The sequence below is a fragment of the Pseudomonas sp. B21-012 genome, assembly GCF_024749305.1.
Taxonomy (GTDB): Bacteria; Pseudomonadota; Gammaproteobacteria; order Pseudomonadales; family Pseudomonadaceae; genus Aquipseudomonas.
The window spans coordinates 555,634-571,242 of sequence record NZ_CP087197.1 but is presented as its reverse complement, the minus strand read 5'-3'; the positions used below and the strand labels follow the sequence as shown (position 1 = coordinate 571,242).

11 protein-coding genes, 2 tRNA genes and 1 pseudogene are annotated in these 15,609 nt (G+C 62.8%); 4 read left to right on the top strand and 10 right to left on the bottom strand.

Annotated features, from left to right (window positions below):
- Positions 1–226 precede the first annotated feature (226 nt).
- Both rlmB and rnr read right to left on the bottom strand, forming a co-directional pair.
- Positions 227–979, bottom strand: coding sequence for a 23S rRNA (guanosine(2251)-2'-O)-methyltransferase RlmB (rlmB, locus tag LOY37_RS02515; protein WP_045196868.1), 753 nt, complete (start codon positions 977–979; stop codon positions 227–229).
- A complete protein-coding gene (rnr, locus tag LOY37_RS02510; RefSeq protein WP_045196866.1) occupies positions 976–3,573 on the bottom strand; it encodes a ribonuclease R in 2,598 nt (865 codons plus the stop codon). Before rnr ends, rlmB begins: the two co-directional genes overlap by 4 nt.
- Before the next feature lie 266 nt (positions 3,574–3,839).
- On the opposite strand from rnr, the gene LOY37_RS02505 reads away from it, so the two are divergent.
- From LOY37_RS02505 to LOY37_RS02490, 4 genes are all read left to right on the top strand, one after another.
- Positions 3,840–3,926, top strand: a tRNA-Leu gene (locus tag LOY37_RS02505).
- A gap of 87 nt (positions 3,927–4,013) precedes the next feature.
- Positions 4,014–4,100: transfer RNA gene (locus tag LOY37_RS02500), tRNA-Leu, on the top strand.
- A gap of 176 nt (positions 4,101–4,276) precedes the next feature.
- Positions 4,277–5,290 (top strand): extracellular solute-binding protein, encoded by a 1,014-nt coding sequence (locus tag LOY37_RS02495; RefSeq protein ID WP_045196863.1) that lies wholly within the window; start codon positions 4,277–4,279, stop codon positions 5,288–5,290.
- Positions 5,290–6,858, top strand: coding sequence for an iron ABC transporter permease (locus tag LOY37_RS02490; RefSeq protein ID WP_195885554.1), 1,569 nt, complete (start codon positions 5,290–5,292; stop codon positions 6,856–6,858). The genes LOY37_RS02495 and LOY37_RS02490 overlap by 1 nt, the downstream gene beginning before the upstream one ends.
- Before the next feature lie 96 nt (positions 6,859–6,954).
- Here LOY37_RS02490 and LOY37_RS27465 read toward each other — a convergent pair whose 3' ends face one another.
- From LOY37_RS27465 to hfq, 8 genes and pseudogenes are all read right to left on the bottom strand, one after another.
- The gene (locus tag LOY37_RS27465; RefSeq protein WP_408980577.1) at positions 6,955–7,659 is read right to left on the bottom strand and encodes a methyl-accepting chemotaxis protein; all 705 of its coding nucleotides are present in this window, start codon (positions 7,657–7,659) and stop codon (positions 6,955–6,957) included.
- Between the two features lie 201 nt (positions 7,660–7,860).
- Positions 7,861–8,073: pseudogene (locus LOY37_RS27460) on the bottom strand (methyl-accepting chemotaxis protein); the annotation flags it as partial.
- Between the two features lie 954 nt (positions 8,074–9,027).
- Positions 9,028–10,320: an adenylosuccinate synthase gene (locus LOY37_RS02480; RefSeq protein ID WP_010221599.1), complete on the bottom strand. Its 1,293-nt coding sequence runs from the start codon at positions 10,318–10,320 to the stop codon at positions 9,028–9,030.
- Between the two features lie 54 nt (positions 10,321–10,374).
- The gene (locus LOY37_RS02475; protein ID WP_045193730.1) at positions 10,375–11,562 is read right to left on the bottom strand and encodes an ATP phosphoribosyltransferase regulatory subunit; all 1,188 of its coding nucleotides are present in this window, start codon (positions 11,560–11,562) and stop codon (positions 10,375–10,377) included.
- A gap of 275 nt (positions 11,563–11,837) precedes the next feature.
- On the bottom strand, positions 11,838–12,707 hold the full coding sequence (gene hflC, locus LOY37_RS02470) for a protease modulator HflC (protein WP_045193732.1): 870 nt from the start codon (positions 12,705–12,707) through the stop codon (positions 11,838–11,840).
- Complete coding sequence (gene hflK, locus LOY37_RS02465; RefSeq protein WP_045193733.1) at positions 12,707–13,867, bottom strand: FtsH protease activity modulator HflK; 1,161 nt, start codon at positions 13,865–13,867, stop codon at positions 12,707–12,709. The genes hflC and hflK overlap by 1 nt, the downstream gene beginning before the upstream one ends.
- 96 nt (positions 13,868–13,963) lie before the next feature.
- A complete protein-coding gene (gene hflX, locus LOY37_RS02460; RefSeq protein ID WP_010221595.1) occupies positions 13,964–15,265 on the bottom strand; it encodes a ribosome rescue GTPase HflX in 1,302 nt (433 codons plus the stop codon).
- Between the two features lie 12 nt (positions 15,266–15,277).
- The gene (gene hfq / locus LOY37_RS02455) at positions 15,278–15,538 is read right to left on the bottom strand and encodes an RNA chaperone Hfq (protein ID WP_010221594.1); all 261 of its coding nucleotides are present in this window, start codon (positions 15,536–15,538) and stop codon (positions 15,278–15,280) included.
- Positions 15,539–15,609: the final 71 nt, after the last annotated feature.

Below are 15,609 nucleotides of genomic sequence, written 5' to 3'. Positions count from 1 at the left end.
ACCAGAGTGGTCAGACAAGGAGTGAAGGACACTTGTATGTCTTGCCCTGGGAAGAGGCGCGTGAACGCCTGCCAACATGGCAAGGGGCGCAATTGTAGAGAAGCGCCGGGGGACAAGCAAGGTCATTGGTGATTATTTGAACAGCCTTAAAAGCATCGCGGGTCCAGCCCGCTCCCACAAGGACCTGTGGGAGCGGGCTGGACCCGCGATAGATGCAACGCCGAAATCAAGCCTGGCGCTTTGCCTGGCGCTGACGAACGGCCTCGAACAGGCACACACCCGTCGCCACCGACACGTTCAGGCTGCTGACGCTGCCGGCCATCGGCAGCTTGACCAGAAAATCACAGTGCTCGCGGGTCAAGCGGCGCATGCCCTTGCCCTCGGCGCCCATGATCAGGATGGTCGGGCCGGTCAGGTCCTGCTGATACAGCTCTTGCTCGGCCTCGCCCGCAGTACCGACCACCCACAGGCCACGCTGCTGGAGTTTCTCCAGAGTCCGCGCGAGGTTGGTGACCGCCACCAGCGGAATGACTTCTGCCGCACCGCAGGCCACTTTCCGAACCGCTGGGGTCAGGGTCGCCGACTTGTCTTTGGGCACCACCACCGCCAGCGCGCCGGCGGCATCGGCGGTGCGCAGGCAGGCGCCGAGGTTGTGCGGGTCGGTAACGCCGTCGAGCACCAGGATCAGCGGCGCGCCTTCAGTGCGGTCGAGCAGCTCTTCAAGCATCGCCTCACCCCAGACCTGGCTCGGGCTGACTTCAGCCACCACGCCCTGGTGCACGCCTTCAACCCAGGCATCCATCTCGCGGCGTTCAGCCTGGCCGACCGCCACGCGGTTTTGCCCGGCCAGCTCCAGCAGCGCCTGCAGGCGCGGCTCGCTACGGCCTTCGGACAGCCAGATCTGCTTGACCCGCTTGGGGTGGTGACGCAACAGGGCTTCCACGGCATGCACGCCGTAGATTTTTTCCAACTGACTCATGACTTGGCCTTGGGTTTACGTGACGCGGAGCCGGCTTTCGGCGGCCCTTTACGATGCTTGCTCGGTTTTTCCGATTTGCCCGACTTCGACGCAGGCTTGCCGCCTGCGTGCTTGGCATCGGACATCAAGGCCTTTTTCATTTCCCGGCTCTTGCGCACTTCGGCGTTGTTGGCCACGGCATTGGCTGGGAAATAGGCTTCGGCAGTTTCGTTCTTGCGGCTTCGACGGGCAGGCTCTGCAGCCTTGGCCGGCGCCTCGGCCTTCTTGTCGAGCACCGGCACCGGCTTGCCGTCTTGCGGGCGCACGCCTTCACCACGCTGCTTGCGGCCAATCGGCGCCTTGAGGGTGTTCTCGGCCATCTCGAAGTCGATCTTGCGCTGCTCGAGATCGACGCGCATCACCCGCACTTCGACGGTATCGCCCAGGCGGAAGCTGCGCCCGGTACGCTCACCGGCCAGGCGGTGGTGCACAGGGTCGAAGTGGTAGTAGTCGCCCGGCAGGGCACTGACATGGACCATGCCTTCGACGTAGATGTCGGTCAGCTCGACGAACAGGCCAAAGCCGGTCACCGCGGTGATCACACCCGGGAAGCTCTCGCCGACGCGGTCTTTCATGTACTCGCACTTGAGCCAGTTGACCACGTCGCGGGTGGCCTCGTCGGCACGCCGCTCGCTCATCGAGCACTGCTCGCCGAGCTGCTCCAGGGTCGCCTCGTCGTACGGGTAGATGCGCGCCTTGGGGATGCTCATGGCACCGGCACGCTTGACGTGCGGGGTTTCCTGACGCGAACGGATCACGCTGCGGATCGCCCGGTGGGTCAGCAGGTCCGGGTAGCGGCGGATCGGCGAGGTGAAGTGGGTGTACGCCTCGTAGTTCAGGCCGAAGTGGCCGTTGTTGTCGGCGCTGTACACCGCCTGGCTCAGCGAGCGCAGCATCACGGTCTGGATCAGGTGGAAATCCGGGCGGTCGGCGATGCTCGCCAACAATGCCTGGTAATCCTTGGGCGACGGGCCGTCCTTGCCCTTGTGCAGGGACAAGCCCAGCTCGCCGAGGAAGGCGCGCAGTTTTTCCAGGCGCTCCGGTGGCGGGCCGTCGTGAACACGGTACAGGGCCGGAATTTCGTGCTTCTTGAGGAACTCGGCGGTGGCCACGTTGGCCGCCAGCATGCACTCTTCGATCAGCTTGTGGGCGTCGTTGCGCACGGTCGGGCGGATTTCGGCGATCTTGCGCTCGGAACCGAAGATGATCCGGGTTTCCTGGGTTTCGAAGTCGATCGCGCCACGGGTATGACGGGCCGCCAGCAGCACCTTGTACAGCGCATAGAGCTGCTTGAGGTCCGGCACCACTTCGCTGTACTGCTCGCGCAGGGCCTTGCCTTCGCGGGTACGAGCGTGTTCGAGCATGCTGCTGACCTTGTTGTAGGTCAGGCGTGCATGGGAGTGGATCACCGCTTCATAGAACTGGTAATCGACCATCTGCCCGGACTTGTTGATGGTCATTTCACAGACCATCGCCAGCCGGTCGACGTGCGGGTTCAGCGAGCACAGGCCGTTGGACAGCTCTTCAGGCAGCATCGGAACCACGCGCTCGGGGAAGTACACCGAGTTGCCGCGCACCTGGGCTTCGGCATCCAGGGCAGAGCCCAGGCGCACGTAGCTGGAAACGTCGGCAATCGCCACGTACAGGCGCCAGCCACCGGAGAACAGGCGCAATTTGCCCAGGCTCTCGCAGTACACCGCATCGTCGAAGTCGCGGGCGTCTTCGCCGTCAATGGTGACGAACGGCAGGTGACGCAGGTCGACGCGGTGCTCTTTGTCTTTCTCTTCGACTTCCGGCTTGAGCTTGCGCGCTTCCTTGATCACCGCTTCTGGCCAGACGTGCGGAATGTCGTAGCTGCGCAGGGCAACGTCGATTTCCATGCCCGGGGCCATGTAGTTGCCGATCACTTCGGTAACGTCGCCCTGGGGCTGGAAGCGCGGGGTCGGCCAGTGGGTGATCTTGACTTCGACGAACTGGCCGATCTTGGCACCGCCGTTACGCCCCGGGGTGATCAGCACTTCTTGCTGGACCTTGGGGTTGTCGGGGGTGACAAAGCCGATACCGCCTTCTTCGAAGTAGCGGCCAACGATGCTTTCGTGGGCGCGGGAGATCACTTCGACCACCACGCCTTCGCGGCGGCCACGACGATCCAGGCCGGAAACCCGGGCCAGGGCGCGGTCGCCATCGAACACCAGGCGCATTTGCGCAGGGCTCAGGAACAGGTCGTCGCTGCCGTCATCCGGGATCAGGAAGCCAAAGCCGTCACGGTGGCCGGCGATGCGGCCGAGGATCAGGTCGAGCTTGTCTACCGGGGCATAAGTGCCGCGCCGGGTATAGATCAGCTGGCCGTCACGCTCCATCGCGCGCAGACGGCGGCGCAGGGCTTCGATCTGGTCTTCGGTGGTCAGGCCGAACTCTTCGACCAGCTGCTCACGGGCTGCCGGCGAGCCGCGCTCGTCCAGACGCTGGAGGATCAGCTCACGGCTAGGAATAGGGTTTTCGTATTTTTCCGCTTCACGAGCGGCCTCGGGATCGAGGGTCTGCCAATCGGCCATTAGGAGGGGTTCACCTTGTCTATATAAGGGTTAGTTTGGCATAGGCGTATTGAAACCGGAAATTTCAGGCTTGGACAGCCCTGTCAGAGCCCCCTGGATGCTGCCAAAACCATCATAAGGAACAACGACTTGAATTTTTTAAGATTTTTTCTGAACGGGGGTTTACAGCTCTCAGGAGCATCCGTATAGTGCGCACCACAACGACGGACACCGTCGTTATAGTTGAGAAGCAGCACGATGTGAAGCATCATGTTCCTCAGCGAAATGCCCAGATGGTGAAATTGGTAGACACGCCAGCTTCAGGTGCTGGTGACCTTACGGTCGTGGAAGTTCGAGTCTTCTTCTGGGCACCAATTTCAAATCTTAGAACTGCCGCTGGCTTCTGAGATTTACTGCAACACGCTACACTGTTTTCGTTACAAGCTACACCGCTTCATTTTGCCCAGATGGTGAAATTGGTAGACACGCCAGCTTCAGGTGCTGGTGACCTTACGGTCGTGGAAGTTCGAGTCTTCTTCTGGGCACCAATTCAGATCAAACCCGCGAAAGCGGGTTTTTTCGTTTCTGCCCTACCCTTTTCCTCGCCTGCAATCCCGAAACGACCGATAGCCTGCTCATGAATTTTCCCTCACAAGGGCATTTGAGAAGCGATATCGATTATCATTGTTTCCAGATATGTAGCCGCAAGCGAGGAAGTACCCGCATGACGTTCCGCAATAACCCCCTGTTGCGCGGCCTGGCCGTCTCTGTTTTCGCCATGCTGCTCGGCACCCCAGCCGCCATGGCCGCCGACCCGGTGTCGCTGACCCTGTACAACGGCCAGCACAAGGAAATCGGTGAAGCCATCGCCAAGGCCTACGAGGCCAAGACCGGCATCCACATCAATATCCGCAAGGGCAGCAGCAACCAGCTGGCCAGCCAGATCATCGAAGAAGGTGATCGCTCCCCCGCCGACGTCATCTACACCGAAGAATCGCCACCGCTGAACAACCTCGGCGAACTGGGCCTGCTGGCCAAGATCGATGATTCGACCCTGCAGGTCCTGCCCAAGGAATACGTCGCCGCCAACGGTACCTGGATGGGCGTTACCGCACGCACCCGCGTGGTCGCCTTCAACCCCAAGGTAATCGACGAGAAAGACCTGCCACCTTCAGTGATGGACTTTGCCGACCCCGAGTGGGACGGCAAGATCGGTTTCGTGCCGACCAGCGGCGCCTTCCAGGAACAGGCCGTGGCCATCCTCAAGCTGCACGGTCGCGAGGCCGCCGAAGAATGGCTGACCGGCCTCAAGGCCTTCGGCAAGACCTACACCAACAACATGGTTGCGCTCAAAGCCGTGGAGAATGGCGAAGTGGCGGCCGTGCTGGTCAACAATTACTACTGGTACGCCCTGAAGAAAGAGCGCGGCCAGCTGGATTCGAAACTTTATTACCTGGCCGACGGCGACGTCGGTGGCCTGGTGACCATCTCCAGCGCCGCGGCGGTAAAAGCCAGCAAGCACCCGAAAGAAGCCCAGGCCCTGCTGGCCTGGATGGCCAGCGAAGAAGGCCAGCGGGTAATCACCCAGACCACCGCCGAGTATCCGCTGCATAAAGGCATGGTCTCGGACCAGGGCCTGAAGCCCTTCGAAGACCTGCGTCCGCCAAAAATCACCCCGGCCGACCTGGGTAACGCTGAAGAAGCCCTGGAACTCGAACGCGAAGTTGGCCTGCTGTAATGAGCGCAGCCCTGCCCGCGGCCGCACTGGCCAGCCGTTATATTCCCAAGCGCAAGCGCCCGTCGATCTGGGTGGTGCTGCCGGTGCTGCTGCTGGTCGGGCTGAGCCTGCTGCCGCTGCTGTACGTAGCGCTGAAAACCTGGGAAGCCGGCTGGCGCGAAGCCTTGCACTTGCTCTGGCGCCCGTTCGTCTGGGGCCTGATGCGCAACACCCTGATGCTGATGGCCGGCGTCACCCTGGCCTGCATGGCCTTGGGTGTATCCCTGGCCTGGTTGCTGGAGCGCAGTGACCTGCCCGGACGGCGCCTGTGGGGCGTGATCCTGTGCCTGCCGTTTGCCGTGCCAGCCTTTGTCAGCGGCTTTACCTGGGTGTCGCTGAGCCCGCGCTTCGAAGGCCTGGGCGGTGCCATCCTGGTGATGAGCCTGTCCAAGTACCCACTGGTGTTCCTGCCGGTTGCAGCGACCCTGCGCAACCTCGATACCTCACTGGAAGAGTCGGCACGGACCCTGGGGCAGACGCGCTGGGGGGTGTTCTGGCGCATCACCCTGCCACTGCTGTGGCCGTCGATCATTGGTGGCAGCCTGCTGATTGCCCTGCACATGCTGGTGGAGTTCGGCGCCCTGTCGATCCTCGGCCTGCAGACCTTTACCACGGCGATCTACCAGCAATTCGAGCTGGAGTTCAGCAACGCCAACGCCGCGATGCTCTCGGCAGTGCTGTTGTTCATGTGCTTGCTGATGCTCTGGCTGGAGCTGCGCGTGCGCGGCAAGGCCCGCCATGTGCGCATCGGCCAGGGCGTGGCGCGGCGCGGTGCGCCGATTCGCCTGCGCGGGTGGATGCCGGTCGGGCAGCTGTATTGCCTGGTCCTGGCGCTGCTGGGCAGCGGTATTCCACTGGGCATGCTCGGTTACTGGCTGAGCGTTGGTTCGTCGGCGGCCTTTCCGGTGGCCGATATCAGTCGCGCGCTGTTCTCATCGTTGTCGCTATCGCTGGGTGGTGCCGGATTGAGCTTGCTGCTGGCACTGCCGGTGAGTTTCCTGGTGGTGCGCTACAAGGGCCGCCTGGCGATCTGGGCCGAACGCCTGCCGTACCTGCTGCACGCCCTGCCCGGCCTGGTGATCGCCCTGACCCTGGTGTACTTCGCCCTGCACTATGTGCCGGCGCTGTACCAGACCACTGGCTTGCTGCTGCTGGCCTACGCGCTGCTGTTCCTGCCCCTGGCCCAGGCGCCGGTGCGCACAGCCCTGAACAAGGCGGCGCCGCAGCTCGAAGAAGCCGCCCGCACCTTGGGCGCAACCCAGTTCACGGCGTTTTGCCGGGTGACCCTGCCGATCATCTTCCCGGCCCTGGCGGCGGCGTTCGCACTGGTGTTCCTGGACGCCATGAAGGAGCTGACCGCAACCCTGCTGCTCAGCCCGACCGGCATGACCACCCTGGCCACCGAAGTGTGGGCGCATACCGCCAACGTCGAGTTCGCGGCGGCAGCGCCCTATGCGGCGTTGCTGATCCTGGTGTCGGGGCTGCCGGTGTACCTGCTGACCACGCGGATGTATCTGAACCGCGCGTGATATCTAAAAAGCATCGCGGGGCAAGTCGAGTCGTCGCACCGCCGCTCCCACCGCGGGAGCGGCGGTGCGACGACTCGACTTGCCCCGCGATTACTCTCACGCGCGGAACTGCCCCAGGCTGGCCTTGAGCTGCGCCGCCAGGTCATCGAGCACCTTGCTGCTGGCGGTGGTTTGCAGCACCACCTCGGCAGCCCGCTCGGCCTGGGCATGAATGGTCTGCACCCGACCACGCACGGCCTGCGCGCCATGAGCCTGCTGCTCGGCCGCACGGGTAGCCAGGCCAATCGCCGCATGCACCTGCTCAACCGATGCCTGCACCGTTTGCTGCAAGCGCGCGTTGTCGCGCAGTACCAGCAGGCCTTCGCTAGCCTGGCGCCCGGCCTGGCTGATCGCCGCCACTGCCTCTTTGGCGCCCTGCTGCAATGCGCCGATGTGCGCCTGGATATCGCCGGTCGAGCTTTGGGTCTTGCTCGCCAGTGCTCGCACCTCATCGGCCACCACGGCAAAACCGCGCCCGGTTTCCCCGGCGCGCGCCGCTTCGATGGCAGCGTTGAGCGCCAGCAGGTTGGTCTGTTCGGCAATGCCGTGAATTACCGTCAGCACCACCTCGATCTGCTCACTTTGCTGGGCCAGGCGCTCGATGACCTTGGAGCCGGTCTCGACCTGCCCGGCCAGGTCTTCGATAAGCTTGGCCACCTGGGTGGAAGTGCGGCTGTTCTCGTCAGTGGCCTGGCGAATATCCACCACCTGCTGCAGGGCCGATTGCATCGCCTGGCTTTCGGCCTGGGCCTCATCGGCCATGCTCGACAGGTCGCGCAGGCTGGCGGCGACTTCATCACGCTGCAGCTCGGCAGCAGCATCGGCGCCGGCATTGCGCTGGGTCATGGCGCCGATCTCGATGCCGGTACGCTGGGCCACTTCGCCAGCCTCACGCACAATAGGCTGCAGCTTGGCGACGAACTGGTTGACCGCCGCCGCCATGTCGCCGATCTCGTCGCGACTGTCGATGGAAACACGCTTGGTCAGATCACCCTCACCCGCCGCCAGGTCGTTCAGTGCCGCAATCAGCAGGCGCAGCTTGTTGACCACGCGCCGCCCCAGCACCACGGCGACCACCAGCAGCACGCCCAGGCCGACCAGGGCCAGCCCCACGCCGATGTTCCAGCGCAGGGTCGCGGCCGCGTCCTGAACGCTTTGCGAGGTGTTGGCCTGCATACCGGCAGCACTGCCCTGCGCTGCCTCCAGGCGCGCGCGCAAAGCCTTGTTGCTGTCGGCGGCGGCACCCACCAGGCTGTCGCCGACCAACTGATCACCGCTGGCGATCAACGCCGAGAAACGCTTGTCCAGCGCCACCAGCTCGTGGTCGACCACGGCCGTGGAAACGCCCATCAATACCTTGCCGATCTCGACCCCGTTAGGGTTGATCGAGGCCTCGACGAAGTACACCGAAGGGTCGTTGCGCGCGGCGTCCAGTACCTTGTCCAGCGCCCGCTCGCCCTGGCCCTTTTCCAGCAGCGCCTGGTTGATCGGGTTCTGCCGGTTGAGGTAGCGGGTCAAGTGCTGACCCTGGGCGTCGTCGTATACCACGAACAGCACGCTAGGGTTGCGCTGGGCCCGGCGGGAGAACTCCGACAGGGTCGGCACGTCGTTGTCCCACATGGCCCGTGGCGCCACCGAGGCGAGCAGTTCGGCCATGTCGTTGGCCGAATCCTTGAGGTTCTTTTCCAGGGTCGCGCGCAACTGCGCCTGCTCATCCTGCAAACGCGTGGACAAACCTGCGGTCAGGCGCTGGCGGGTACTGGCGGAGAGGCTGTCGAGCCCGGAGCTGACTTCGCGCCCGGCCTGCTCAAGCTCGGCGGAAAGTTGCTGGCTGTCGGCGGCCAGACGCTTGCCCAGATCGGCCTCAAGGGCTGTGACCGTGCTCCGGGTCAGCGCGACCGCGACCAGCACTTGCACCAAAAGAGCGATACCGAGGGCAACAAAGACAGGCCGCAACAGGCGGCTTCGTAACAGTGAGAGAACGGCGGACACGAAAGAACCCTCTACTTCTGGGGCCATTAAAGTGATGGCACCACTGGAGTGATTCTTACAGCAAAGGTTGTGCCGATCAGCCGACAGAAACGACAAAGGCCCCTATCAAGGGGCCTTTGTCTTTACATCAGTCGCGAATCAGGCGAACGGATGACGCAGCACGATGGTCTCGTTGCGGTCCGGGCCGGTGGAGATGATGTCGATCGGCGCGCCGACCAGCTCTTCCACACGCTTGATGTAGGCACGGGCGTTGGCCGGCAGTTCTTCCAGGGTCTTGGCACCCAGGGTCGACTCGCTCCAGCCCGGCATTTCTTCGTACACCGGCTCCAGGCCGATGTAGCTGTCGGCGTCGGTCGGGGCATCGATGACCGCACCGTTCTCGTTCTTGTAGCCAACGCAGATACGGATGGTTTCCAGGCCGTCGAGCACGTCCAGCTTGGTCAGGCACAGGCCGGAGATGCTGTTGACGTCGATGGCGCGACGCAGGATCACGGCATCGAACCAGCCGCAACGGCGGGCGCGACCGGTGGTGGCGCCGAACTCGTGACCACGCTTGGCCAGGAAGGCACCGACGTCATCGAACAGTTCGGTCGGGAACGGGCCCGAGCCAACGCGGGTGGTGTAGGCCTTGGTGATACCGAGGATGTAGTCCAGGTACATAGGGCCAACGCCCGAACCGGTAGCGATGCCGCCAGCGGTGGTGTTGGAACTGGTCACGAACGGGTAGGTACCGTGGTCGATGTCCAGCAGCGAGCCCTGGGCGCCTTCGAACATGATGTCCTTGCCAGCGCGACGCAGGTTGTGCAGCTCGGCGGTGACGTCGAGCATCATCGGCTTGAGCAGCTCGGCGTATTCCATGCACTCGTCCAGGGTCTTCTGGAAATCGATTGCAGGTTCTTTGTAGTAATTGACCAGCACGAAGTTGTGGTAGTCCAGCAGCTCGCCGAGCTTGGCAGCGAAACGCTCGCGGTGGAACAGGTCACCGATGCGCAGGCCGCGACGGGCAACCTTGTCTTCGTAGGCCGGGCCGATGCCGCGACCGGTGGTGCCAATCTTCTGCTCGCCACGGGCTTTCTCACGAGCCTGGTCGAGGGCCACGTGGTAGGACAGGATCAGCGGGCAGGAAGGGCTGATGCGCAGGCGCTCGCGCACCGGTACGCCTTTCTCTTCGAGCTTGTTGATTTCACGCAGCAGGGCGTCCGGTGCTACCACCACGCCGTTGCCGATCAGGCACTGCACGCCTTCGCGCAGCACGCCCGACGGGATCAGGTGCAGCACGGTCTTCTCACCGTCGATCACCAGGGTGTGGCCTGCGTTGTGGCCACCCTGGTAGCGCACTACGGCGGCAGCATGTTCGGTCAGCAGATCAACGATCTTGCCTTTGCCCTCATCACCCCACTGGGTGCCCAGGACTACGACATTCTTACCCATAACACTTGTCCTCATTCGCGCAAACTTGGCGCCGGCTCGTGCCGGCGGGGAATCTCAAATGGCCAGCGGCAGAACCTGCCAAAGCCCGTTTTGCTGAATCAATTGCCGATCGCAATCCGCCTCTACGGCGGCAGTCAATGGCTGCCCAGGCAAGGCCTGAACCACCCGCTGACCTTCACTGCGCAATTGGCAGACCAACTGCCAGAGTGCCGCATCGCTGCTGTCGGGCATCCAGATCCCGCCAGACGGCAATACCACCTCGGCTCGCCCCAGTGTGACCAGGGTCTTCAAATCCGTGGAGAAACCAGTGGCCGGGCGTGCCCGGCCAAAGTCCGCTCCGATGTCGTCGTAACGACCGCCCTGGGCGATCGACTGACCGACACCCGGGACGAACGCGGCAAACACCACACCGGTGTGGTAGTGGTAGCCGCGCAACTCGCCCAGGTCAAAATACAGCGGCAGCCCGGGATAACGCGTGGCCAGCCGCTCGGCGATCGCCATCAGGTCATCCAGTGCCGCCAGTACCGCAGCCGGTGCACGGCCCAGGCGCACGCGCGCCTCGGCCAGCACTTCACGGCCACCGCACAGCTCGGTGAGCGAGCGCAACATAGCGGCGAGGTCCGCTGGCAGCTTGGCAGTCAGCTCGATCACTTCGTCGACGGCCTTGCGCTGCAGGGCATCGAACAACTGCTGCTCGATTGCTCCGGACAGACCGGCGGCGCGGGCCAGGCCACGGTAGATACCGACATGACCGAGGTCCATGTGCACGTCCGGCACATCGGCCAGTTGCAGCATGGCCAGCATCAGGCTGATCACCTCGACATCGCTGACCGGGCTGGCGTCGCCGTACAGCTCGGCACCGAGCTGGATCGGGCTGCGCGACGTCGACAGCGCCCGCGGCAAGGCGTGCAGCACGCTGCCGGCATAGCACAGGCGGCTCGGGCCTTCACGACGCAGGGTATGCGCATCGATGCGCGCAACCTGTGGAGTGATGTCGGCACGGAAACCCATCTGCCGGCCCGATTGCGGGTCGATGACCTTGAAGGTCCGCAGGTCCAGGTCCTGGCCGGCACCGGTGAGCAGCGATTCCAGGTACTCGATATGTGGGGTCACGACAAAGTCATAACCCCAGCTCTGGAACAGATCCAACACCTGCCGACGCGCGATCTCGATGCGCGCCGCCTCAGGTGGCAGTACTTCTTCGATGCCATCTGGCAGCAGCCAGCGGTCTACCGTTGCCATTACGCCATTTCCCCTATGGTCCGGGCGGCTTGCCCGCGGGCGAGCCTTGAGTGAAGCAGGTATCGGCAAACAATGGCGCGCAGCACCGATTCCAGCGCTACCGCCGTGCCTATACCCTCGAATACCTTGGGCTGCTCTGTAGACCCGAACCGGGTTTGAACCGTTCGATCTTGCAGACGCAAAAAAGCCGGGAATTTCCCGGCTACCGCATCATACACCCGTTTTCTCGCGGGATCACCCCGCCAGGCGTTTTAGCCGCCCGGCGGGGTAGATGCTTATGGCTTGGACTTGCCCATGAAGCGGAAGAAGTCGCTGCTCGGATCGAGCACCAGCACATCGCTCTTGTCGGCAAAGCTCTCGCGGTAAGCCTTGAGGCTGCGATAGAACGCGTAGAAGTCCTGGTCCTGACCGTAGGCCTTGGCGTAGATCGACGCCGCCTGGGCATCACCGTCACCGCGGGTTTCTTCCGATTCCCGGTAGGCTTCAGCCAGCAGAACCCGGCGCTGACGATCGGCGTCGGCACGAATGCCTTCAGCCAGCTCGTTACCCTTGGCACGGTGCTCGCGGGCTTCACGCTCACGCTCGGTGCTCATGCGCTCGAACACGCTGCGGTTGACTTCCTTGGGCAGGTCGATGGCCTTGACGCGAACGTCGACCACTTCAATACCCAGCTCCTTGCTGGCCATGCGATTCAGCGAGGCAGTGATGTCAGCCATCAGCGCGTCACGCTCACCGGAGACCACTTCGTGCAGGGTGCGTTTACCGAACTGGTCACGCAGGCCGCTTTCCAGACGGCGCGACAGACGTTCGTCGGCAATCTGCTTGAGGCCCGAGGTTGCAGTGTAGAAACGCTCGGCATCCTTGACCCGCCACTTGGCGTAGGCATCGACCATCACCGCTTTCTTTTCCAGGGTCAGGAAGCGCTGGGTCGGGGCGTCCAGGGTCATCAGGCGGGCGTCGAACTTGCGCACCTGGTTGACGTAAGGAACCTTCACATGCAGGCCGGGCTGGACATCAGCCTGGACCACACGACCAAATTGCAGGAGTACCGCACGCTCGGTCTGGGCCACGATGTAGAAGCTGTTCCAGGCCACGATCCCCAGCACCACGGCCACGATCAGGGCGATCAGCGATTTATTGCTCATCAGCGGCTCTCCCTAGTACGCAACTGTGTTTGCTGCTGTTGCAGTTCCGCCGCACGGGCCGCATCAGCGTTGGCCGAAGGCGCAGCGCTGGTGGTCGGCGCAATACGCGAACCACTGTTCTGGATCATCTTGTCGAGCGGCAGGTACAGCAGGTTGCTCTGACCGTCCTTGCCGGAGACCAGGACCTTGCTGGTGTTGCTGTAGACTTCCTGCATGGTGTCCAGATACAAGCGCTGACGGGTCACTTCAGGGGCCTTGCGGTACTCGGCGACCAGCTTGGTGAAGCGGTCGGCCTCACCCTTGGCGCGCGAGACGACTTCGTCGCGGTAACCGTTGGCGTCCTCGATGATCCGCTGGGCCTGACCACGGGCTTCTGGCACCACGCCATTGGCGTAGGACTCGGCCTGGTTGCGGGCACGCTGCTCGTCTTCACGGGCACGGATCACGTCGTCGAAGGCTTCCTGCACTTCACGCGGGGCTGCCGCGCTCTGTACGTTGACCTGGGTGACGGTGATACCGGTACGGTAGGTATCGAGGAAACGCTGCAGGCGCTCCTTGATTTCCACGGCCATCTGCTCACGACCTTCGGTCAGTACCTTGTCCATTGCGGTGGAACCCACCACATGACGCAGGGCGCTGTCGGTCGCGTGCTGCAGGCTGACTTCAGGCTGATCGACGTTCAGCACGAAATCCTGCAGGTTGGTGATCTTGTACTGCACGGTCAGCGGCACCTCGACGATGTTCTCGTCTTCGGTCAGCATCTGCCCCTGCTTGGTATAGGCACGTTCGCGGGTAACGTTCTCCATGTACTTGCGATCGATCGGCGGGAAGTAGATGTTCAGGCCCGGCCCTACGGTTTCGTAGTATTTGCCGAAGCGCAGCACGACTGCCTGCTCCTGTTCGTCGACCACGTACACGGCGCTGTACAGCCAGATAGCTGCAAGCACGGCGAGACCGATACCGAGCAGGCCGAAGCCACCGCCCTTGCCGATGCCGCCATCACCACCGCGTTTCTTGCCACTGCCGAACATGCCGTTCAGGCTGTCCTGCAGCTTGCGGAAGGCCTCGTCGAGATCCGGTGGCCCTTTCTTGTCGCCACCACGGCGCCCGCCCCACGGATCCTGATTGTTCGAGTTGCCACCCGGCTCATTCCAAGCCATAGCGCTCTCCATCTGATAAAGCAAAGACGCGCCCACGGCGCGCCGTCCAATGCTACAGAATGCCTGTCACGGCTGCCCGACCGCGTCGCCGGGCATTTATTGCAAAGTATGTTGCTCGATGAACTCCAGCGGCTGCAAACCTTCGCGGCTGACCAGGCGGTTCAACTCCACCCGCGGCAGTCGCACAGCCAGCAGGCTGCTGCCTTCATCGTCGTGCTCTTCGCTCTGCACCGCACCCAGTTCAAAGAACTGCGCGCGCAGCCGGGCAAAACGCTGCTCAAGGCGCAAGGTACCGACAAACAGGTCATCCCCCAGCAATTCGGCGACCGCCTGCCCCACCAGCTCCAGCCCCCGACCATCGCGGGCCGAGACCCAGACCCGTTGCGGCTTGCCATCGGCATCGCGCTGAATCTGCGGCTCGACGCCTTCAAGCAGGTCGAGTTTGTTATAGACCTCGAGGATCGGCAAGCCTTCTGCACCGATCTCTCCCAGTACCGCCATGACCTGCTCGATCTGCGCCATGCGCTCAGGCTCATGGGCGTCGATCACGTGCAGCAGCAGGTCGGAGTTGCTCGACTCTTCGAGCGTAGCCCGAAATGCCTCGACCAGCTTGTGCGGCAGGTGACGAATGAAGCCCACGGTGTCGGCCAGCACGATCGGCCCGAGGTCGTCGAGCTCGAGCCGGCGCAAGGTCGGGTCGAGGGTCGCGAACAACTGGTCGGCAGCGTAGACCTCGGACTGGGTCAGGGCGTTGAACAGCGTGGATTTGCCGGCGTTGGTGTAGCCGACCAGGGAAACCGAAGGGATATCCGCCCGTTTACGGCCACGACGAGCCTGCTCACGCTGGCTGCGGACCTTCTCCAGGCGCGCCTTGATCTGGCGCAGGCGTACCCGCAGCAGGCGGCGGTCGGTTTCCAGTTGGGTTTCACCCGGGCCGCGCAGGCCGATACCGCCTTTTTGCCGCTCAAGGTGAGTCCAGCCACGTACCAGCCGCGTGCTCATGTGCTCGAGCTGGGCCAGTTCGACCTGCAGCTTGCCTTCATGGGTACGCGCCCGCTGGGCGAAGATATCGAGAATCAGACCGGTGCGGTCAAGCACGCGACACTCGAAGACTCGTTCGAGGTTACGTTCCTGACTGGGGGTGAGGGTGTGATTGAAAATCACCAAATCTACCTGTTCGGCGTTGACCAGGTCGCGCAATTCTTCGACCTTGCCGCTGCCAATCAGGTATTTGGCGGTGGGCTGATGTCGCGCCACATTGGCGAACGCGACAATATCGGCCCCAGCCGACAGTGCCAGCTCCTGAAACTCCTGCGGATCTTCGCGCGCCTCAGGGTTCTGACCTTCCAAGTGAACGAGGACTGCCCGTTCACCACCACCGTGGCGCTCAAAGAACAAAGCAGACTCCTATCAGGCGTTACCTGGCTCAGCGTCGCCTTGCTCGGATTCGGTTGCGCTAGGCAGACGGATCGGACGCACAGGGACAACTGTCGAGATGGCGTGTTTGTAAACCATCTGGCTGACGGTGTTCTTCAGCAGAATCACGAACTGGTCGAAGGATTCGATCGTGCCTTGCAGCTTGATGCCGTTAACCAGATAGATCGAAACCCCAACTTTTTCTTTTCTCAAAGTATTCAAGTAAGGGTCTTGTAGCGAATGCCCTTTTGACATATGCCGCACTCCTGTAAGGATCAATAGTAAAAAAATCAAAGAAAAACTGATGGCTCAAGCCGCCCCACCCC